Genomic DNA, 19,720 nt, shown 5'->3' with positions numbered 1-19,720 from the left:
TTCCCGCCTGCTCCGTGCGATGGGCAGCGGTCTGCGGGGTAGGCCGTGGGGCTAGGCGGTCCGCCCGCGCCGTGCGCGCCAGCGGGCGACCTCGCGGTCGACGTCGCGCGTCGGCGTGACCACGGGCGGCCCGCCCAGGAGCTGGCGGCGGGCGTCGACGACGCGCGCGTTGAAGTCCGCGAGGATCTCGCGGACGGTCGACTCGTCGAGCTCGCGGTCGAGCCGGTCGTCGAGCTCCCGGTCCTCCTGCTTGAGCAGCATCGCTGGAGGGCCCAGACCCGTGAGCTGCTCGCGCTCGATGACGGACTTGAGCCACCAGTCCGGGTCGTGCGTCCCCGTGAGGCCGGGGATCGGCTTGCCCGCGAGCGGGAGGTCGTCGAACTCCCCTCGTCGGATGGCCTGATCGATCACCGCGTCGACGTACATCGCGCGGTCCTCGGGTCGTACACGCCGCGGGCCGCGGGGCCCAGCGTCATCGTCAGACACCGGGGACTCGGCGGGTGCGGCGTCCCCGGCGGGACCAGGCACGTCCGTGTGTCCCGGGTCCCCGCGCTCCGACTCCTCGCGCGCGGTCTCGCGGTCGACCCGGTACTGCGCGGCGCGCCGGACCGGGTCGTCGTCGGGGGTGCTGCGGGACCGTCGTCGGAACACCAGAACCTCCTCTGTCGGCGTTCGTCCACCTTAAGCACGCGGGGCGGTGCGGGACGAGACGGCGGTCAGCCGTCCAGGAGCGGGTGGTAGCGGCGGCGCAGCCCGCGGTCGACGGCGGCGACCACTCCGGCCACGGACAGCACCGTGTTCACGGAGGCGGGCAGGTCGGGCACGAACGGCGGCGTCCAGCCGGTGAACCCGGAGACGAGGTCGAGGAGCTGCGGCACCTGCGTCACGAGCGCGACCACGAGCACGACCCACGCCGTGACGCCGACGGCGCGGCTCGCCGTCGGGCGCTCGCGATCCATGCGGTCGCGCCACGCCTCGGCGGTCCCGGGCATCGGCGCGACGTCCTGGCGGTTACCGACGGCGTCGACGACGCGCACGTACCGCATCCCGTAGAGGCTCATCCGGGCCTCGAGGGCCGCGCCGCCGAGGTCGAACCGGGCGCGGGACCGCTGCTCGTCGACGAGGCGACGGTCGCGGTAGAGCCGGATGCGCTCGTCCCAGTCGAGGAAGTCGACGTCCACGACGTACTCGTGCCCGCCGTGCCACAGCACGAACGCGCTGCGCCACAGCACGCCCCACCCCCGCACGGGCCGGAACGTCTCGTCGCGGCGGTCGCGCCCGTGACCGTCCCGGGCGCGATCGTCCCCCGCCCGGTCGTCGGAGCCGTCGTCCCACACGTCCTCGGTCATGCCAGCCATCCGACCCCGCCGCCCGACGACGGCGCGTCGCCCGGACGACCGACCCGGCTCTGTCGGGCCTCTCGGCGTCCCTCGAACGGATGACCCGGCCCGCGTCGAACCCGGGTTTCCTCCCCGCGATGCCCGGCGCGTGAGGAACAAGCCCGGGTTCGGCAGCGGCCGGGTCCGGTGGACCCGGCATGATGGCCCCATGTCCGGGTCGATGAAGGTCTCACGCCGCTCGCACGTGCCGCCGTTCGCGGTGATGGAGGTGCTCGCGGAGGCGAACAGGCTGCGCGACGCGGGGGCGTCGGTCCTCAACCTGTGCGCGGGCGAGCCGTCGACGGGGGCGTCGGACGTCGTCCGGCGCCGCGCGATCGAGCTGCTGGAGCACGGCGACCTCGGGTACACCGAGTCGCTCGGCGTGCCGGCCCTGCGCCGGGCGATCGCGGAGCACTATGACCGCTGGTACGGCGTCGAGGTCGACCCGGCGCGCGTCGCGGTGACGACCGGATCCTCCGGCGGGTTCCTCCTCGCGTTCCTCGCGGCGTTCGACGTCGGCGACCGCGTCGCGCTGGCCCGCCCCGGGTACCCCGCGTACAAGAACATCCTGCGCGCGCTGGGCTGCGAGGTCGTCGAGCTCGACTGCGGCCCGGAGACGCGCTACCAGCCCACGGTGTCGCAGCTCATGGAGGCGTACTACGACGGCGGTCTCGACGGCCTGGTCGTCGCGAGCCCGGCGAACCCGACGGGGACGATGATCCTGCCCGCCGAGCTCGACGCCGTCGCGGCGTGGTGCGCCGACCACGACGTCCGTCTCGTGAGCGACGAGATCTACCACGGCATCACGTACGGCGACCCCACGGGCGCGTCGCCTGCGACACTGCCGACGGCGGCGCGGCACGTCGGCGAGGGGGCCGTCGTCGTCAACTCGTTCTCCAAGTACTGGGCGATGACGGGTTGGCGCCTGGGGTGGCTCGTGCTCCCCGACGAGCTCGTCGGACCGGTCGACGCGCTCGCCGGGAACGTCGCGCTGTCGCCGCCCGCGCTCGCGCAGCACGCGGGCGTCGCGGCGTTCTCCCCCGAGGGGTACGCGGCCGCCGCGGAGAACGTGGCGCGCTACGCGGCGTCGCGCGAGCTCGTGCTGTCGCGGCTCGACGACCTCGGGTGGTCGCGCGTCGCACCGGCCGACGGCGCGTTCTACGTCTACGCGGACGTCTCCGGGGACGGGCTCGACTCCGTGACGTGGTGCGAGCGGCTGCTCGCCGAGGCGGGCGTCGCGCTCACCCCGGGCACGGACTTCGACGGCGTCCGCGGCGGCGACTGGGTGCGCCTGTCCTTCGCGGCGGCCCCGGAGACCGTCGCGGAAGCGGTGGAGCGCATCGTCGCCTGGCGTCGCACCCTCTGACGCGTCTGGTCGCGACCGTCGCGGGCTCGCGCGAGGATCGTGCGGTGCCGACCGAACCCACCTCGTCAGGACTGCCTCCTCGACCCGACGGCGCGCTGCGCCTCGCGACGTTCAACGCCCTGCACGGCGCCGCGCTCGACGGGACGGTGGACGTCGAGCGGTTCGCGCGCGCGGTCGCGTACCTCGACGCGGACGTGCTCGCGCTGCAGGAGGTGGAGCGCGACTCCCCGCGCTCGCAGCGCGTCGACCTCGTCGCGGTCGCCGCGGAGGCGCTCCGCGCCGACCACCGGCACTTCTCCCCGACCTTGCGCGGCGCTGGCGGCGCGTGGGTCCGGGCCGCGCGGCCGGGTGCGGGCGTGCGGCGCGTGCCCGGCGTCGCGTCCTACGGGATCGGGCTGGTCAGCCGGTTCCCGGTCGCGCGGTGGTCGCGGCTCGAGCTCGACCGGATGCCGTGGCGCTCGCGCGTCCGCCGCCGGACGCCAGGTTCGGTGAGCGGTGCCGCGCGCCTCGTCCCCTTCCGCGTCGTCCCGGACGAGCCCCGTGCGGCGCTCGCGGCCGCCGTCGTGACGCCGTGGGGACCGCTCACGGTGGTCACGACCCACACGACGTCCCGCCCCGAGTTCACGGCGGCCCAGCTCCGGTCGCTCGTCCGGGCGTGCGCGCCGCTCCCCCGGCCCCTCGCGCTGCTCGGGGACCTCAACCTGCGCGCGCCGGAGCCCGCCGAGCTCAGCGGCTTCACGTCGCTCGCCGACGTGCTCACGCACCCCACGGACCGGCCCGTGCGCCAGATCGACCATGTCCTCGTCGACACCACGCCCGGGCAGGCGACGGTCCGGGCGCTCGGCCCCGCGACCGCCGTCGACACCGGCCTGTCCGACCATCGCGCGGTCGTGGTCGACGTCGTCGTCGAACCGCAGGCGGACGCCAGCGCCTGAGCGCTACGCTCCGAAGCGAGGCGTCGACGCGAGGGAGCGGTCCGATGGTTCCGGAGATCAACTACTGGGCGGTGCTGGCCGCGACGGTGTCGAGCATGGTCGTGGGCTCGGTCTGGTACACCCCGAAGGTGTTCGGCACCTACTGGATGCGCGTCGCGAAGGTCGAGCCGTCCGGGGAGGGCCGGGACGCCGTCGTGCCGATCGTCGTCACGGTCGTGGTCAGCTTCGTCACGGCGTGGGTCCTCGCGGGCGCGACGTACCTCTCGTGGTCGTTCTACGGCGGCGGCTACCTCGGCAACGCGTTGCTGACCGCCGTCGTGCTGTGGGCGGGGTTCACCGCCGCGCGGTTCGTCACGCACGACGCGTTCGAGGGCCGGCCGGCGGGGCTCACGGTCCTCAACGCCGCGCACGAGCTGGTCACCGTGCTCGTGATGGGCCTGCTGATCGGGCTCATCACGCCCGCAGGGGTGTAGGGACGTGTCGGGCGACCAGCAGTTCAGGAGTCGGCCGCCGACGTCGCAGCCGCCGCCGCGGCGGCCTCGTCGTCGTCGAGGTCCCGGCGACGCAGGTCCTTCGACTCGCGCCACAGCAGGTGCGCCCCGGTCCACACGAGCATCGCTGCGACGATGCAGATGCACGGGAAGAGGACGATGAAGTCGAGCGCGGTCCCGATCGGCGGCGCTCCCGGCATGGCGGACCGCAGTGCCGGGAAGGAGAGCATCGTCGCGGACAGCCAGATGACGTTCGCGAACTCGAGCTTCTTCTTGAGGATCGCACTGCCGATCGTCACGACGGCCATGAGTGTCGTGAGCAGGATGGCGAGCAGGTAGAAGACGACGAGCGTGACGCTGAGCGCGTCGCGGCTGCCGTCGAGCGTCACCGGGAGCACGGACACGCCGTCGACCGTCTCGGGCTCGCCCACTGTGGCGGTGAGCACCCATGGGCGTGCCGAGTTCTCGATCGTCAGCTCGAACGGGACGTCCTCCCCGGTCTCGTCGTCGCTCACGCTGACGCGGAAGTCGGAGAACGGGCGATCCCACGGGTAGAAGGTGTCGCCACGGTCGAGCGCGAGGACCACGGTCGTCGGGTCGACGATCGACTCGCCCGGGTAGGTCACGACCGACGTCGTCTGGCCGCCGGAGACGATCTCGATCCGGAGGTTCTTCGACATCTCGCCGGCACGCTCGCCCACGAACTCTCCGTGCGGGATGGGGAGCACTGTCGCTTGGAGGACGCGGTTGGTGAGGTCCACGTCGGACGTCTTCATCTGGAGCGTGAGGTAGTCCTCGCCGTCCACGCTCTGCTGGCCCTCGATCGTGACCGTCGTGGAGGCGTTGAGCGTCCCCGTCAGGGCGATGACGACGTAGTAGGCGACGAGGACGATCGCCACGGCAGCGAGGATCCGTGGCGCGGGGTTACGCCGCCGACGACGTCCCGACCGAGGTGCGGGCCGCGTGTCGTCGTCCGCCAGCATCTCCTCCACCTGACTGGTCATGGTCGCTCCGTGGGTCGTGTGGTCGGTCCGTCGGTCCTGCGCTGCGCGACGGTCGCCGCGAGCGCGTAGAGCAGCAGCGTGAGAATGACGAGGAAAGCGCCGGGCTGGTCCGTGATCGCCGCCGCGAGCTGCTGCGTGTCGGTCAGGGTGCCGTCCTCGACGGACGTCGTCACGGTCGTGGTGTTCGCGAGGTCGGCCGCGCCGCCCGACCCGCCGCCGGAGCCCCCGTCCCCGACCCCGGCGGCCGCGACCGAGAGCTGCTGGCGCGCCGTCGACGGCGCGGTCAGCGCGTCCGCGAGGAGGCGGATGGTCACCTGCGCCGACGTGCCCGGATCGAGCACGACGTCGCACGAGAACGTCACGCGTGCGACGTCGCACGCGGCCTCGGGGTCGACCTGCACGGACCGGTAGAGGAACCCCCGGTTGACCTGGCCCGTGAGCGTGAGCGTCACTGCCTCGTCGGTGGGGTTGGGCCCGAGGGTCGTGTCGAACCGACCGACCTCACCGCGCCGGATGGCGCCGGCCCGCATCGCGACGTTCATGGTCAGCGGGCGTGCTGCCGCGACCACCTCCGGGGCCGGCTCCGGCTCCTCGACGACGGGCGCCTCCGCGGGCTCGTCGGCCGGGGCAGGCGTGCTCGGGGCGGGAGCGCGAGCCGGGGCGGGCCGCGCGGGCGGGGGCGCCGGCGCGACGACCGGAGGCGGAGGCGTCGTGACGACGGGCGTCGGCGCGGGGGTCGTGACGGGCGGCGGGGGCGGCACGGGCGCGGGGACGACCGTGACGACGTACGCCGGCCCGGTCGCGGCGTTCCCCAGGGCGTCGGCCGCCGAGGGGACCAGGGTGTTCGCGCCGAGCACGAGCGTGGGTGACGGCGTGCAGGACCACGCACCCGACGCGGGGACGGTGAGCGGGCCGCACACCGCGCCGCCCGCGCCCGTGCGGACGGTCACGGCGCTCCCGGCCTCGCCGGTACCGGTGATCGTCGCTGCCGTGTCGGCCGTCCGGGACGGACCGGTGACGGCAGGGGTGGCTGGCGGCGTCGTGTCCACGGTGTACGTCACGACGACACTCTCCGGGTAGACGTCTCCGAAGGTGTTCGTCTGGGTCGCGACGAGGGTGTGCGCACCGTCGGCGAGAGAGCTCGCGGTGCACGACCACGTCCCGTCCGCGGCGGCGGTCGCCGTGCAGACGGTCGGGCCGCCCGGGCCGTCGGTCACCGTCACGGTGTTCCCGGCCCCGGCCGTCCCGGTGACGACGGGCGCGGCGACGGCCGACAGCGTCCCGTCGGCCGGGGCGGTGATCGTGGGGGCCGGCATGACCCACTGCAGCACGAGCATGCCGGCGCCGCCCGCCTGGCCCTCGCCCAGCGTCATGCCTCCGATCCCCACGCTCCCGGCGAAGGTGTAGGCGGGGTCGCCCGTGCCCCCCGGCTGCGCGTTGGTCCCCGCGGCGGCGCCCGGTTGCCCCGCAGCGGTTCGTTGCGCGGTGACTTGGGGGGCGATGTACGACGACCCGCCCGCGCCCGAGCCGTTCTGGCCGGTCGCCGCCGTGGGCTGGCACTGCCCGCCGCCGCCGCCGAACCAGCCGCCGCCTCCCCCGCCCCCGCCCTCGGCGCCCGAGCCTCCCGCGCCGCCCGCGTACTGCGACCCGGCCGTCGCCTGGCTGGAGCAGCCCGCGACGACACCGGGCTGTCCGCCCCCGCCCGGTGACCCACCCGTCGGGTTGGAGGCGTGACCGCCTTCTCCCGGCTGCGCGGTCTCCCCGGCGGCACCGCCACCGCCGCCGCGGCCGGACGACCCCGCCGCGGAGCCACCCCCGGCGCCGGCGACGAGGAGCGGCGAAGACGCGAACGCCGCGCCGGTCCAGAGCGCCGTCGTGCCTCCTCCGGCGGAGCCGTGCGGCGTGCCGCCGAGCGCGCCGCCGCCCGGTCCGCCCTGCCCGAACGGCTGGAGGGTGCTGGCGGCGTAGCCGCCCCAGCCGATCGTGACGTCCCAGACCTCGCCCCCCGCCGTCGGGATCATGCCCGCGACGAACGCGCCGCCTCCGCCACCCGGAGCAGTGGAGAGGGGCGTCGCTGCGGCCCCTCCGCCCCCGGCTCCCCACATCCGCGCGTCGACCTGGGTGACTCCCGGGGGGATGCGGACGGTCTGGTTGCCGGCAGGGCTGGGAAACGTGACGACCGTGCAGCGCGTGAACCCGGCCAGAGGCGTGCAGTTGGCGACGGCCGCGGTGGTCGGGCGCAGGCCGCCGTCCACGACGGCGCCGACCAGCGCGACCGCGAACGCCGCGAGGCCGATGACCGCGCGCCGTGCGAACGTTCTGGTGGTGCCCACCCCACGCCCCCGAAGATAAGACAGGTGCCCTGGTTCGTCGGGGGCAGGGTAAGCAGGCCGAGGAGGGATGCGCGCGGCGAGCGAACCGTCGCGGGTTCGCTTCACCCGCTCCTGCCGGTGCGCTTAGGGCAGGTGTCTCATACCGTGGGGGTCGTGCGACCTCAGCGACGTGCCACCGATCTCGCGACCCGCCTCGCCGGCGGCGCCGCGACGCTCCTGCTGCTCCTCGTCACCGCGGTGGTCGTCCCGGCGCCCGCCGCGACGGCCGTCACGACCGCCGGCTGGGGCGCGTGGGACCCGCTCGCCGGGTCCGCCGGTGCGTTCACGACGACGGTCCGGCTGCCCGCCAGAGGGTTCCCCGCCGCGACCGTGACCTCCGACTCGCGCGGCGGCCAGGTCGGCGTCCAGACTGGCTCGACCACGTGGCTGAGCCCCGCGACGCCGCCCGGTGCGGTGTTCGGGTCGAGCCAGGGCCAGGGATACCTCAACCTCCGGCCGCGCGCCGACAACCAGACGTCGCCCTCGACCACGACGTACACGTTCGAGCGCCCGACACCCGCCGGTGGCTGGGCGTTCGTGCTCGGCGACATCGACGCCGACCGTGCGGTCGTCGTCGCGCGCGGCGCCGACGGACAGCTCGTGACCGGAGCGCAGCTCGGGTGGCAGGGCGGCTTCAACTACTGCGCGGTCTCGCCGCGGCCGTCGTGCACGGGGACCGCGGACGACGTCGCGACGTGGGACCCGGTCACGGGCGAGGTTCTGGGGAACGCGGCCGGGCTCGACACGTCCGGGGCCGCGGGCTGGTTTCGCCCGACCGTTCCGCTCACGAGCCTCACCGTGTACTTCTTCCAGCGCTCGGGATTCCCCGTCTACCAGACGTGGTTCGCCTCGCTCGCTCGCGATGTCACGGGCACGGCCCGGCTCCAGGACCCCGACGACCCGGCGGTCACCGGACCGGTCGCGGGTGCGACCCTCACGCTCTTCGGCCCCGACGGGACGGTCTTGGCCACGACGACGTCCGGCGCCGACGGCGCGTACGCGTTCCCGGGCTATGCGGCTGCGGCGGGCTACACGGTCGAGGTCATCGCCCCGCCGGCCCCGACCACCGACCACCCGGGGTACGTCGTCGAGGGCCCGGCGCGCCTGCCGGCCGACCTGTCGACGTCCGACGCGACCCTCGTCGACTTCCTCGTACGGGAGATCGTCCCGGTACCGGTGAGTGGGTTCGTCCGCACCGCCGACGGCGCGCCCGTACCCGGCGCGGTCGTGACCCTCGACGGACCCGGCGGACCGCGGACCGCGACCACGGACTCGACGGGTGCGTACCTGCTCGACGACGTCCCGGTCGGGACGCACACGTTCTCGGTCGTGCCGCCACCGGGGTACACCGTGTCGACGTCGCCGGAGGCGGTCGAGGTCCCGGCGGGCAGCGAGGTGCCGATCACCGACCAGGACTTCGTCGTCCAGGCGCCGGCAGCGGTGTCCGGGACGGTGACGGCAGGCGGCGCGGGCGTGCCCGGCGCCGTCGTGACGGTCTCTGGTCCGGGGGGTACCTTCACCGTCCCGACGGCCGCCGACGGGACGTACACGGTCGAGGGCATCGCCCCCGGCGGCGAGTGGACCGTGAGCGTCGAGGTCCCGTTCGGATACACGGCCGACGGACCGACGACGCAGACGGTCACCGTGACCGCGGACGACGTGACCGGGGTCGACTTCCAGGTCCAGCGACCAGGGTCGGTCGGGGGCACCGTGCTCGACGCCGCCGGGACCCCGGTCGCCGGCGTGACCGTCATCGTGTCCGGGCCCGGGGGCGACGTCACGCTCACGACGAGCACCGACGGGGTCTACGCCACCGGGGCGCTCCCTGCGGGGGCCTACACGGTGACGCTCACCGTGCCCGACGGGTACACCGCGGGCGTGACCGAGCGCTCCACGACGATCACCGCGGCGGGTGAGAACCGCCTCGACCAGGACTTCGTCATCACGCCGGTCCCGTCGGCGCAGCCCGTCGGCGGCACGGTCTCGGACGACGCGGACGACCCGGTCCCGGGCGCCACGGTGACGGTCCGGGACGCGGCGGGCGACGTCGTCGGGACGGCGACGAGCGGGGACGACGGCGCATGGAGCGTCGACCTCCCGCCGGGGACCGGGTACACGGCCGAGGTCGCCCCGCCGGACGGCTACGCGCTCGACGGCGAGTCGAACGTGACGTTCGACGTGACGGACGGGCCCGTCACCGACCTCGACTTCACCCTCGTCGCGACCGGGACGGCGACCCCCGGCCCGTCGCCGTCGCCGGACCCGACCGGCCTGTCGTCCGCACCCGGCACCGCAGGGGGGCGCGGTCTCGCCGCGACCGGCGTGGACGCCGGGGCGGCCCTCGTCGCGGCAGGACTTCTGGTCATCGCGGGTACGGGTGCGATCGGCGCACGACGGCGTCGCTCCCGGGCGTGACGGGGCACGCCGGGCGGGTGCCGGCGCGCGGTCGCGCGCTCAGGCGCCGAGCACGAGCGTGCCGAGCCGGATCGCCTCGTCCGCGAGCGTCGCCAGCGGCACCTGGTCGAGCCGGTCCTCCTCGACGTCCTGCTCCCACGCCGCCATGGTGGCGTTGATCGACCGCACGAGGACGGCGACCCGGAGCCCGGCGTCGGGTTCGCGGCCGTCGCACGCCACCTCCCGCATCCATCCCAGGAGCTCCAGCGTGACGTTGAGCGGGACCTCCGTACCCTCGTAGCGCTTGACGTCCCGGGTCACGTCGCCCATGAAGACCACGGGCCACTGCGCGAGCGACGCAACGGTGTACCGCGCCCACGAGCTGGGACGCCAGCGCTCGAGCGCCTCGACGTAGGGGGTCACGAACGCCCGGACGAGCGCCTCCGGGTCTCGCTGGGTGCCCGCCGCGACCATCTCGTCCATGAGTGCCCGACGGTGGTCGTTGATCGGCTTGCTGCGCCACCGGTAGACGGAGTCGAGCAGGCCCTGGCGCGACGCGAAGTAGTACGTGATCGCGGAGTTGTTGCGGTGACCGGACTCGCGGATGATGGCGCGCGAGCTCGCGCCGTCGAGCCCGTGCCGTGCCACCAGGCGCTCGGCGGCCGCCATGAGCCGGAGCTGGGACGGCGACGGGTCGAGCACCGGGACCTCAACCTCACGCATCCCAGGATGCTAGTGCCGGACGGCCCGCTCGCGACCGGGCCGAAGGTCCCGACCTGGGAGCCGGTCGGGTCAGGCGGCGAGCCCGACCTCGCGGGGCGAGGGCTCGACGTCGGGCAGCGCGAGATCCGGGACGGCGCCAGGTGCTCCCGGGACGACCGCAGCCACCGGGGTCGCCGCGTCGTCGACGGCCGCGCGGCGGCGCGCCCGCGCGCGGACGATCACGACGATCGCCTGCACGCCGATGAGGATCCACACGATGTTGGCGGCCACCGACGGCCACACCCCGTTCGCGGCGGCGACCATGCCCATGAGGCCCGCGGCGGTGAGGTTGGTGAGCTGGAACGGGGCGGAGGACGCGGCCCAGCGGCCGCGGCTGACCATCGCGTAGGCGACGACGCCTGCGGCGGCGCCGATCCAGCCGAGGAACATGACGAACGCGTCGAGGGTGACGGGCACAGCGGTACTCCGGTGACGAAGAGGGGTGGAGGGGGTACCGCGACGCTGCGGTGGCTGTGCGCTCCGGGCCGGTGGCTGGTGGCGCGGGTGGTGCGGAAGCTCGGGCGCCGACCCGTAAGGAGGAGGAGGTAACCGACCGGCGCCACGACAAGTGTGAGGCCTCCGGGGCTTCAGCACAATCGAAGTATTCTGCACCGGCCGTTTAGCATCTCTACATGGCGACGGACCCACGCAGACTTGGTTTTCTCCTTGCCGTGCACCGCGGTGGGGGCATTCTCGCGGCAGCAGATCTCCTGCACGTCACCCCGTCGGCGGTCTCGCAGCAGATCCAGCGGCTCGAGGCGGAGGAGGGCGTCGCGGTCCTCGACCGCGGACCGCGCGGCGTGACCCTCACGCCGGCCGGGCGCGTGCTCGCGGAGACGGCCGAGCGCATCGAGACGGAGCTCGTCGAGGCGCGCAAGGCGCTCGCCGCGCTCGGCGACGAGGTCAGCGGCCGGGTCGCGGTCGGGTCGTTCCAGACGGCGATCCGCGCCGTCGTCGCGCCCGTCGCCGGGCGCCTGGCGGAGACGGCGCCGGGCATCGAGCTCGACGTGCAGGAGCGCGAGCCCACCGAGGCGCTGCGCCTCCTGCGCGCGGGTGAGCTCGACGTCGTGCTCCTGGAGCGCGACTACGAGGCCGACTCCCCCGCGCCGCGCGGGACGCGCGAGATCGTGCTGCTCGACGAGCCGTGGCGGCTCGTGGTCCCGGCGAGCATGCCCACCCCGACCCGCCTCGACGACGTGCGCGACGTCGTCTGGCTCGGACCCGAGCCCGGCACCGCCGCGGCGCGCGCCCTGCGCCGCCTGTCCCGCGGGCTCGGCGGGACCGTGCGCACGCGGCACAACTACTACGACTTCGACGTCGCGCTGTCCCTCGTCGCGGCCGGGCTCGGCGTCGCGATGCTCCCGGCGCTCGCTGTCGAGGGCGGCGCGTCGGACGAGGTGCCCGACGGCGTCACGGTCGTCGGCCTGCCCGGCCTCGGCTCCCGGCGCCTCGTCGCGCGCCACCGCGCGACCCGCCACGAGCCCCGGCCCGTCGTCTCCGCGGTCCTCGACGAGATGGTCGCCGCCGCGGCGGACATCGCCTTCGCCTGACCCGTCGGGGTAGAGCCAGGTCACGACCAGGCCTCCACCTCGCGCGACCTGGGCTCTACCGCGGCGCGAGGTCGAAGCGGGTGGCGCCGTACGGCTCGGCCGTGCCGAACGCGAACACTCGCTCCGGGACCAGGCGGTAGACGGCCCATGGCGGCGGGCCGGCCGACGGCGCGCTGAACTCCGCGGTGAGCGCGTCGCCGTCGACGGTCGCGGGCCACCCGTCGGCGCGGAAGCCCGCGGCCGCGCGTTCCAGGGCATCCGGGTCCGTGACGCGCTCGGCCCGGCCCTCGACGGTGAGGTCGAACGGCTCCGTCGCGACCGTGAGCGTGCAGCGCGGGTCGCGGTGCAGGTTCCGGTTCTTGCGCGTGCCCTCGCCGGAGCACAGGAAGATCTCCTCGTCGAGCACGAGCGCGCCGAACGGCACGACGTGCGGCTTCCCGTCGGGGTCGGTCGTCGCGAGCCACGTGGTGTGCCGGTTCGGCCCGCCGGCCCCGGGCTCCTGCGGGAGCCGGCCGAACAGCGTGTCGTGCACGCGCGCCCACTCGATCGGCGGCGTCCCGTAGCCGTCGAGGTTCTTCACCGTCGGGTCGGCGGTCGTCATCGTCCTGCTCCTCTCGTCCCGGTGCGTCCTCACCGGTCATGACGCGCCGAGGCGACCGGACTCATCGGTCGGCGACGTAGCCTGCCGGGGTGGACGTAGCGGTGGTGGGGGCGACGGGGGACGTCGGCCGGCAGGTGTGCACGCAGATCGTCGAGCGACGGGTGCTCCCGCCGACGGCGCGGCTCCAGCTCGTCGGTCGCGCGGGCGGAGCGTCGGGCCGGGCCGTGCACGGGCTGCGCGCGGACCTGGTCGACGCGTACGACGAGCACGCGCCGCTCCTCGACGTCGCGCACTCCCCCGACGACGTCACGGCCGACGTGATCGTGGTCGCCGCGGGCCTCACTCCCCCGGCCCGGACGGGAGCCGACCCCGACCGTCGGGTCCTGGCGGCGACGAACGGCGCCGTGCTCGCCGAGTACGCCGACGCGATCGCGCGGCACGGCTCGGGGCACGAGGTCGTCATCGTCGTGACGAACCCCGTGGAGCTCGGCGTCGCGGTCATGGCGGAACGGCTCGGGCGGCACCGCGTGCTCGGGATGGGCGCGTGGCTCGACACGCTGCGGTTCCGGCGCGAGCTCGCGGTGGAGCTGGGCGTGCGTCGGCACCGCGTCGGTGGGTTCGTCGGTGGCCAGCACGGCGAGGACGCCGTGCCGCTGTGGTCGACGGTCCGCGTGAGCGGGCTCGACGCCGACGAGCGCGCCCGCGCCGTCGCGGCGCTGCGCCGGGGCCGCACGCTCGACGCGCTGCCCGCCGAGATCGCCGCGGCGAAGACCGAGCTGGCGCGCGTCGCGGCCGAGGGCATGGGGGCCGCGTTCGACCTCATCGACACGTGGCCGGCCGACCTGCGGCTCGTCACGCGGCCCTGGATGACGCACCAGTCCGGCGCCAAGACGCCCGCGGGGACGGCCAGCGCGACCGTCGACCTGCTCGAGGTGATCCTCGACGGCCGCGAGATCGTCGTCGCCGGGCAGGTGGCCCTCGACGGGGAGCTCGACGGGCGCCTCGACGGGATGCCCTCGGGGCCCGACGGCGCCCCGTACCGGGGCGTGCTCGGCGTCCCCGTCGTCCTCGGGCCGGGCGGGTGGACGCGCGTGCTCCTCGACGACCTGCCCGACGACGAGGCGCGCCGCCTCGCGCACGCGGCGGACGGCGTCGGGCGCATGGTCGCCGCGAGCGCGACGCCCGGCCGGGACGACCGGTCGGGACGGCCCGAGCGGACCGGGACCGCCGCAGGTGCCCCGGCCGCGCCGTCGCGCGCTCACGATCTCGGCGAGCCGGCCCGCGCGGGCGACCGGGCGTCGTCGGGCCAGGCGGAGACCGCGTGGGTCGCGACCGTGCACGGCCTCGACCAGCCGGGCACGCTCACGGCGCTGACCGGGGTGTTCTCGACGCGCGGGGTCAGCTTCGACTCGCTCGCGACGGAGCCGGTGGACGACGACGGCCGGGCCGGGCGGATCGTCGTGACGTTCCGCGCGACGCCGCGCCGCGCGCGGGCGCTCGAGCGCGCGGTCCGGCGCCTCGCGACGGTCCGGTCCGTCGTGGTCGAGCCCGCGCCGGGTACCGAGTTCTCACAGGGCGGCCCCGCACGCTGAGCGACCCCGGTAACGAGGCCGCTCCCCGGCGGGAACGCGGTCGAAACCGCGGGTTCCTAGCGTGGGACGCGCCGTCGGGCACTCCCCTGCCGCGACGTCGCCTCAGAGACCGGAGCCCGCCCATGTCCTACGTCAAGCCCGCCGAGCTCGTCCCGACGATCATCGACGCCGGCGCCAGCAAGGTCCTGCTGTCCACGCGCGACACGCTCGTGCGCTCCACGATGGGCGGCGCGATCCTCGCGATCGCCGCCGCGTTCGCCGTGACGGTGACGGTCACGACGGGCCAGGCGATCCTCGGCGCCGTCCTCTTCCCGGTCGGGTTCATCCTGCTCTACCTGCTCGGGTACGACCTGCTCACCGGCATGTTCGTCCTCGGCCCGCTCGCCTGGCTCGACAAGCGGCCCGGCGTCACCGTGCGCGGCGTGCTGCGCAACTGGGGCCTCGTGTTCGCGGGGAACTTCCTCGGCGCGTTCGCCGTCGCCGTGATGATGGCGATCGTCGTGACGTACGGGTTCGACACCCCGCCCAACGAGGTCGGTCAGGCGATCGGGCACATCGGCGAGGGCCGCACGGTCGGGTACGCGGAGCACGGGGCGTCGGGCATGCTCACGCTGTTCGTGCGCGGGATGCTGTGCAACTGGATGGTCTCCATGGGCGTCATCGGCGCGATGATCGCGAAGGACGTGCCCGGCAAGGCCATCGCGATGTGGATGCCCGTGATGCTGTTCTTCTTCATGTCGTTCGAGCACTCGATCGTCAACATGTTCCTGTTCCCGTCCGGGCTGCTGCTCGGCGGCGAGTTCACGATCATGGACTACCTCGTCTGGAACGAGATCCCCACCGTGCTCGGCAACCTCGTCGGCGGCCTGCTCCTCACCGGCCTCCCCCTCTACCTCACCTACGGCCGCCCGGCGTCGCGCCGCGCGGCCCAGGTGCCCCAGCCCGGCCCGACGGCGGAGCGTGAGCTGGTCTCCGAGCCCGCCTGACGCGGGGTCCGCCCGACGGGATCCCGCCCGCCCGAGCGCGCGTCAGCGGCTGTGGTCGGCCTCGCGCCGCACGGCGCGGGTCCCGACGACGAGCCCGCCGACCGTGAGGGCGAGCGTCAGTCCCGCCGCGACGCTGACGACGAGGAGACCCGCGTCGTCGCCGACGAGGAACAGCACCGGGGCGGCGGCGACGAGCACCCAGCCCGCGGCCTCGCTCAGCGGCCGCGCCGCACGGTGGGCGGTCTGCCACGCCTCGTCGCTCGCGAGCGTCGTCACGGTGCGGATCCCGGCGACCTGGTTGCGACCGACGCGACCGGACGCCGTCGCCCGGGCGCACCAGACGAGCAGGACCCCGGCTCCGGCGAGCACGAGCAGGAGGACCACGTCGGCGATCGTGTCGGCGGTCATGGCTCCACCCTGTCAGACGGCCGTCACTGGTAGGCGCGGGCCTGGAGCGCGTACATCTCGGCGTACGACCCGCCCGCGGCGGCGAGCTCGTCGTGGGTGCCGAGCTCGGCGACGCGGCCGCCGTCGAGCACGACGATGAGGTCGGCGTCGCGCACGGTCGAGAAGCGGTGCGAGACGAACAGCGTGACGCCGCCGGAGGTCGTGCCGGTCCGCCGTGCCGTCTCGGTGAACCGCTCGAACAGGGCGTGCTCCGCGGTCGCGTCGAGCGCGGACGCGGGCTCGTCGAGCGCGAGCAGGAGCGGGTCGGGGCGCAGGAGCGTGCGGGCCAGCCCGAGCGTCTGCCACTGCCCGCCCGAGAGCTGGGCGCCGTCGGCGTAGCCCGTGCCGAGGACCTGGTCCAGGCCGTCCGCCGAGCGCTCGACGATCGGTCGGGCGCGGGCCTCGTCGAGCGCGGCCCACAGGACGTCGTCGTCTCCGAGCGCGTCCACACGTCCGATCCCGACGTCCTCGCGCAGCGAGAGCTCGAGGCGCGGGAAGTCCTGGAACAGCGTCGCGACGCGCGACTGCCACGCGCCGGGCGCCACCTCGGCGATGTCGACGTCGTCGGCGAGGACGCGGCCCGACGTCGGCCGGTACAGCCCGCACAGGAGCTTGACCAGGGTGGACTTGCCGGCGCCGTTCTCCCCCACGAGCGCGACGGTCGCCCCGGCGGGCAGGTCGAGCGTGACGCCGTCGAGGACGGGTCGGTCCGCGCCGGGGTAGGTGAACGTCAGGTCCTGGACGCGCACGCCGTGCTCGAGGCGAGCCGGGAGCCGCCCGACGGCGGGCGCGACCTGGGCGGGCGTCGGGCCCGCGGCGCCGACCCGGCCGGGGGCAGTCGTGGTCCCGCGCAGCTCGAGGAGCTTCTCGACCGTCCGTCCGGCGTCCTGCAGGTTCCCGAACAGCGACAGCGCGCCCGCGACCTGGGTGCTGACCTGGATGGCGAGCGTGACGACGAGCACGACCTGGCCGATCGCCGCCGTGCCCGACGCGGCGCTGCGGAGCACGAGGAGGACCGCGGCCCCGTAGGCGAGCGCGAACCACACCTGGCCCGCCGCGCGCAGCAGCGCCGAGCGCCGGTGCGCGCTCCACAGGACCGCCGTCGTGCGGTCCCACGCCGCGCGCTGCCGGTCCGCGACGAGGCGGCGCGCGCCGAAGAGCCGGATCTCCTTGGCCGACGAACCCGTCGTCCCGGCGCTGACGAGGTGCCGGGAGAGGCGCACGTCGTCCGCGGTGACGTCGCGCGCCGCGTCGAGCACCCGCTGCGCACGGTCGGCGAGCCAGACGGGCGGCAGGGCCGCGAGGGGCAGCAGGAGCAGCCACGGCTCGACGAGACCGAGGATGACCGTGGTGACCAGGACCTGGAGCACCATGCCGCCGAGCTGGAGCGTGCCCTCGAGCGCCAGCCGGACCCGTTGCAGGCCTTCCGTCACCGACGTGAGGAGACGGACGCGGTCCGGGTCCTCGAGCTCGGCGAGGTCCGTCGAGCCGTGCGTGAGCTCGGCGACCTCGTCCAGGAGGCGGAGCTGCTGGAGGTCCGCGACCTCGAAGTACGACAGGTGGGCGAAGTGGCCCAGCATGAGCTCGGCGATGACGAGGGCCGCGACCGCGCACGCGAGCCCGACGGCGCGCGCGACGTCGGTGTCGACCAGCGCGTCGGTGAAGAGCCCCAGCCCGACACCGACCAGGGGACCGGCGAGGAACCCGATCGTCAGGAGCACGACCGCCACGAGCAGGCGGCGCCGGTCCGTCCGCCAGGCCAGGGAGATCATGAACCGGGCGGCGAGCGCGACGCGCTTCATCGGGCACCTCCGGAGGTCAGGGCCGTCGCGGGGCGGGGCGCGTCGGGTTCGGGGTCGTCGGGCGAGTCGCTGTCGTCGGGCGAGTCGCTGCGGAACCGGCGGGCCTGCAGCACGAAGAGCTCGGCGTAGCGGCCGTCGGCGGCGAGCAGCTCGTCGTGGGTGCCCTGCTCGACGACGCGGCCCTCCGCGATGACGACGATCTGGTCGGCCGGCCGGACGGTCGAGAAGCGGTGCGAGATGACGACGGACGTCACCGCGCGCTCGCGCGCCACCGAGGCGACCGCGCCGTGGGCGAGGAAGCGCTCGAAGAACTCGGCCTCGGCGCGCACGTCGAGCTGCGCCGTCGGCTCGTCCAGGACGAGGACGTCCGCGCCGCCCGAGACGGCGAGCAGGGCGCGTGCGAGGGCGACCCGCTGCCACTGGCCGCCCGACAGGTCGCGGCCCCCCGCGTACCCGCCCGAGAGCACGGTGTCGAGGCCGTCGGCGAGGCCGGCCACGACGCCGTCCGCGCCCGCGGCGGAGATCGCCTCGCGCAGCCGGTCGGCGTCGTCGTGCAGCTCGGGTGCGCCGAGCCCGACGTTGTCGCTGACGGAGAGCTCGAGGCGGACGTAGTCCTGGAAGATCAGGGCGAGGCGGCGCCGCCACGCCTCGAGCGGGAGGTCGCGCACGTCGACCCCGTCGACGGTGATGCGCCCCCGCGTCGGCTCGTACAGGCGCGCGAGGAGCTTGGTGGTCGTCGTCTTGCCGGCGCCGTTGAGCCCGACGATCGCCGTCGACGTGCCCGGGACGAGCGTGAGGTCGAGGCCGCGCAGGACCCACGCGCCGTCGTCGGAGTACCGGAACCACACGTCCTCGAACCGGATCACCCCGCGCGGGACGGGGGTGCCGTCGTCCGCCCGGGTGACCTCCGGCGTGGCGGACCGCAGCCGCTGCTCGAACCGTTCCAGCGCGTCGAACGACAGCAGGCCGAACTGCGTCCGCACGTCGCACTCGGGGAAGTACACGCCGAACCGCAGGGGGATGAGCACCGCCTGGATCGCGACGCCGAGCGCGAAGAGGTCGAGCACGTCGTCGATCGCGACCAGGACCAGGACGATCGTGCCGCCGACCAGGCCGATCGCCGAGAACCCCACGAACGGCCAGAGCTGGAGCCGACGGTTGACCGTCCACTGCGGCTCGAGGTACGCCATCGTCTCCCGGCGCAGGCGCTCGCGCAGCCACCCGAGCACGCCGAGGAGGCGGACCTCCTTGGTGATCCCGGGCGTGGTCGCGAGCTCGCGCAGGTAGTACATCCGGCGCCGCTGCGGATGCAGGGTCTTCCAGATCGGGGTGAGCTTGCTGAACGTGCCCCGCACCCCCGCACGCATGACGAGGGCCGTCGCGAGGATCACGGCGCCCGCGAGCGGTGAGACGACGACAGCGACGAGCACGGCCGCGCCGACGAGCTGCACGTAGCGGCCGACGAGCGGGACGAGCGCCCCGGCCGCGTCACCGGGGCTCATGCTCTGGCGCGCGAACGCCGCGCGGGCGTCGGCGACGACGTCCAGCACCTCGGAGTCGTCCAGCAGCGCGAGCGGGGCGTCGGACAGCGCGGCACCGAGAAGACGGTCGATGCAGCGCTGGTCGACCCGACGCCCGATCGTCTCGACGATCCCCGTCTGGAACGGCGCGAGGAGCTGCTGCACGACCAGTGCCCCGACCGCGACGCCGAGCACCGCGAGCAGGTCGTCCCACCCGGCGCTCGCCGCGCCGTCGGTCATGCTCGGCAGGAGGAAGAGCACGCGGCCCAGGGCGACGATGGACACGAGCGGCAGGAGCGCGAGCAGGACGCTCAGCGCGAGGCCCACCGCCACGAGGGGGACCCCCGCGTGCCGCAGCAGCCCCCACATGGTCGTCCAGCGTCGGACCCGCTCCCCCAGCGGCGGCTGCGAGGCCGCACCTTCGGTCGTCATGACTCCCCCACCCACGTGCGTCGTCGCTTCGTCCGCGGTGACGCTAGCGCGGATCGTTCGGGGTCCGTAGTTATTAGTTGCCAGGTG

General features: G+C 74.8%; 17 protein-coding genes. 7 read left to right on the top strand and 10 right to left on the bottom strand.

The window, feature by feature from the left end; all coding sequences use genetic code 11:
- Positions 1-51: 51 nt before the first annotated feature.
- Together NF338_RS21020 and NF338_RS00165 are read right to left on the bottom strand one after the other, a co-directional pair.
- Complete coding sequence (locus NF338_RS21020) at positions 52-426, bottom strand: DUF1992 domain-containing protein (RefSeq protein WP_412845739.1); 375 nt, start codon at positions 424-426, stop codon at positions 52-54.
- Positions 427-716: 290 nt separating this feature from the next.
- Positions 717-1,349 (bottom strand): hypothetical protein, encoded by a 633-nt coding sequence (locus tag NF338_RS00165; protein WP_264028932.1) that lies wholly within the window; start codon positions 1,347-1,349, stop codon positions 717-719.
- A 211-nt stretch (positions 1,350-1,560) separates the two neighbouring features.
- Between NF338_RS00165 and NF338_RS00160 the strand changes: the two genes are divergently transcribed.
- Genes NF338_RS00160 through NF338_RS00150 form a run of 3 tightly spaced genes read left to right on the top strand, consistent with a single transcriptional unit; the run spans position 1,561 to position 4,153 of the window.
- Entirely contained in the window at positions 1,561-2,745 is a 1,185-nt protein-coding gene (locus NF338_RS00160) for a pyridoxal phosphate-dependent aminotransferase (RefSeq protein ID WP_264029364.1), read from the top strand.
- A 44-nt stretch (positions 2,746-2,789) separates the two neighbouring features.
- Complete coding sequence (locus NF338_RS00155) at positions 2,790-3,680, top strand: endonuclease/exonuclease/phosphatase family protein (RefSeq protein WP_264028931.1); 891 nt, start codon at positions 2,790-2,792, stop codon at positions 3,678-3,680.
- Positions 3,681-3,724: 44 nt separating this feature from the next.
- Positions 3,725-4,153 (top strand): DUF1761 domain-containing protein, encoded by a 429-nt coding sequence (locus NF338_RS00150; RefSeq protein ID WP_264028930.1) that lies wholly within the window; start codon positions 3,725-3,727, stop codon positions 4,151-4,153.
- A 23-nt stretch (positions 4,154-4,176) separates the two neighbouring features.
- On the opposite strand, the gene NF338_RS00145 is transcribed toward NF338_RS00150, so the two are convergent.
- Both NF338_RS00145 and NF338_RS00140 read right to left on the bottom strand, forming a co-directional pair.
- On the bottom strand, positions 4,177-5,070 hold the full coding sequence (locus NF338_RS00145) for a DUF4436 domain-containing protein (protein ID WP_264028929.1): 894 nt from the start codon (positions 5,068-5,070) through the stop codon (positions 4,177-4,179).
- A gap of 101 nt (positions 5,071-5,171) precedes the next feature.
- Positions 5,172-7,508: an Ig-like domain-containing protein gene (locus NF338_RS00140; RefSeq protein ID WP_264028928.1), complete on the bottom strand. Its 2,337-nt coding sequence runs from the start codon at positions 7,506-7,508 to the stop codon at positions 5,172-5,174.
- A gap of 153 nt (positions 7,509-7,661) precedes the next feature.
- Between NF338_RS00140 and NF338_RS00135 the strand changes: the two genes are divergently transcribed.
- On the top strand, positions 7,662-9,962 hold the full coding sequence (locus NF338_RS00135) for a collagen binding domain-containing protein (protein ID WP_264028927.1): 2,301 nt from the start codon (positions 7,662-7,664) through the stop codon (positions 9,960-9,962).
- A gap of 39 nt (positions 9,963-10,001) precedes the next feature.
- Here the strand turns inward: NF338_RS00135 and NF338_RS00130 are convergent, their stop codons facing one another.
- The gene (locus NF338_RS00130; protein WP_264028926.1) at positions 10,002-10,664 is read right to left on the bottom strand and encodes a TetR/AcrR family transcriptional regulator; all 663 of its coding nucleotides are present in this window, start codon (positions 10,662-10,664) and stop codon (positions 10,002-10,004) included.
- Positions 10,665-10,733: 69 nt separating this feature from the next.
- Positions 10,734-11,120 carry a CBU_0592 family membrane protein gene (locus NF338_RS00125; protein WP_264028925.1) on the bottom strand — a complete coding sequence of 129 codons (387 nt, stop codon included), beginning with the start codon at positions 11,118-11,120 and terminating at the stop codon, positions 10,734-10,736.
- A gap of 215 nt (positions 11,121-11,335) precedes the next feature.
- On the opposite strand from NF338_RS00125, the gene NF338_RS00120 reads away from it, so the two are divergent.
- Positions 11,336-12,253 (top strand): LysR family transcriptional regulator, encoded by a 918-nt coding sequence (locus tag NF338_RS00120; protein WP_264028923.1) that lies wholly within the window; start codon positions 11,336-11,338, stop codon positions 12,251-12,253.
- A 55-nt stretch (positions 12,254-12,308) separates the two neighbouring features.
- On the opposite strand, the gene NF338_RS00115 is transcribed toward NF338_RS00120, so the two are convergent.
- A complete protein-coding gene (locus NF338_RS00115) occupies positions 12,309-12,854 on the bottom strand; it encodes a pyridoxamine 5'-phosphate oxidase family protein (protein ID WP_264028922.1) in 546 nt (181 codons plus the stop codon).
- An 89-nt stretch (positions 12,855-12,943) separates the two neighbouring features.
- Here NF338_RS00115 and NF338_RS00110 point away from each other — a divergent pair, with 89 nt between their 5' ends.
- Together NF338_RS00110 and NF338_RS00105 are read left to right on the top strand one after the other, a co-directional pair.
- Positions 12,944-14,446, top strand: coding sequence for a lactate/malate family dehydrogenase (locus tag NF338_RS00110; RefSeq protein ID WP_264028921.1), 1,503 nt, complete (start codon positions 12,944-12,946; stop codon positions 14,444-14,446).
- Positions 14,447-14,568: 122 nt separating this feature from the next.
- A complete protein-coding gene (locus tag NF338_RS00105; RefSeq protein ID WP_264028920.1) occupies positions 14,569-15,432 on the top strand; it encodes a formate/nitrite transporter family protein in 864 nt (287 codons plus the stop codon).
- Positions 15,433-15,474: 42 nt separating this feature from the next.
- On the opposite strand, the gene NF338_RS00100 is transcribed toward NF338_RS00105, so the two are convergent.
- The 3 genes from NF338_RS00100 to NF338_RS00090 are packed head-to-tail and all read right to left on the bottom strand — an operon-like array spanning position 15,475 to position 19,633.
- Positions 15,475-15,840, bottom strand: coding sequence for an SdpI family protein (locus NF338_RS00100; protein WP_264028919.1), 366 nt, complete (start codon positions 15,838-15,840; stop codon positions 15,475-15,477).
- A gap of 23 nt (positions 15,841-15,863) precedes the next feature.
- Complete coding sequence (locus tag NF338_RS00095) at positions 15,864-17,681, bottom strand: ABC transporter ATP-binding protein (protein ID WP_264028918.1); 1,818 nt, start codon at positions 17,679-17,681, stop codon at positions 15,864-15,866.
- The gene (locus NF338_RS00090) at positions 17,678-19,633 is read right to left on the bottom strand and encodes an ABC transporter ATP-binding protein (protein ID WP_264028917.1); all 1,956 of its coding nucleotides are present in this window, start codon (positions 19,631-19,633) and stop codon (positions 17,678-17,680) included. Before NF338_RS00090 ends, NF338_RS00095 begins: the two co-directional genes overlap by 4 nt.
- Positions 19,634-19,720: the final 87 nt, after the last annotated feature.

The organism is Cellulosimicrobium sp. SH8 (genome assembly GCF_025818875.1).
In the GTDB taxonomy this organism is placed as follows: Bacteria; Actinomycetota; Actinomycetes; order Actinomycetales; family Cellulomonadaceae; genus Cellulosimicrobium; species Cellulosimicrobium cellulans_D.
This window is presented reverse-complemented; position numbering and strand designations above follow the sequence as displayed.

Excerpts from the sequence above, each read along its gene's own strand:
- NF338_RS21020 (WP_412845739.1), bottom strand. The coding sequence starts at position 426 with ATGTACGTCGACGCGGTGATCGATCAGGCCATCCGACGAGGGGAGTTC.
- NF338_RS00165 (WP_264028932.1), bottom strand. The coding sequence starts at position 1,349 with ATGACCGAGGACGTGTGGGACGACGGCTCCGACGACCGGGCGGGGGAC.
- NF338_RS00160 (WP_264029364.1), top strand. The coding sequence starts at position 1,561 with ATGAAGGTCTCACGCCGCTCGCACGTGCCGCCGTTCGCGGTGATGGAG.
- NF338_RS00150 (WP_264028930.1), top strand. The coding sequence starts at position 3,725 with ATGGTTCCGGAGATCAACTACTGGGCGGTGCTGGCCGCGACGGTGTCG.
- NF338_RS00130 (WP_264028926.1), bottom strand. The coding sequence starts at position 10,664 with ATGCGTGAGGTTGAGGTCCCGGTGCTCGACCCGTCGCCGTCCCAGCTC.
- NF338_RS00120 (WP_264028923.1), top strand. The coding sequence starts at position 11,336 with ATGGCGACGGACCCACGCAGACTTGGTTTTCTCCTTGCCGTGCACCGC.
- NF338_RS00115 (WP_264028922.1), bottom strand. The coding sequence starts at position 12,854 with ATGACGACCGCCGACCCGACGGTGAAGAACCTCGACGGCTACGGGACG.
- NF338_RS00105 (WP_264028920.1), top strand. The coding sequence starts at position 14,569 with ATGTCCTACGTCAAGCCCGCCGAGCTCGTCCCGACGATCATCGACGCC.
- NF338_RS00100 (WP_264028919.1), bottom strand. The coding sequence starts at position 15,840 with ATGACCGCCGACACGATCGCCGACGTGGTCCTCCTGCTCGTGCTCGCC.
- NF338_RS00095 (WP_264028918.1), bottom strand. The coding sequence starts at position 17,681 with ATGAAGCGCGTCGCGCTCGCCGCCCGGTTCATGATCTCCCTGGCCTGG.
- NF338_RS00090 (WP_264028917.1), bottom strand. The coding sequence starts at position 19,633 with ATGACGACCGAAGGTGCGGCCTCGCAGCCGCCGCTGGGGGAGCGGGTC.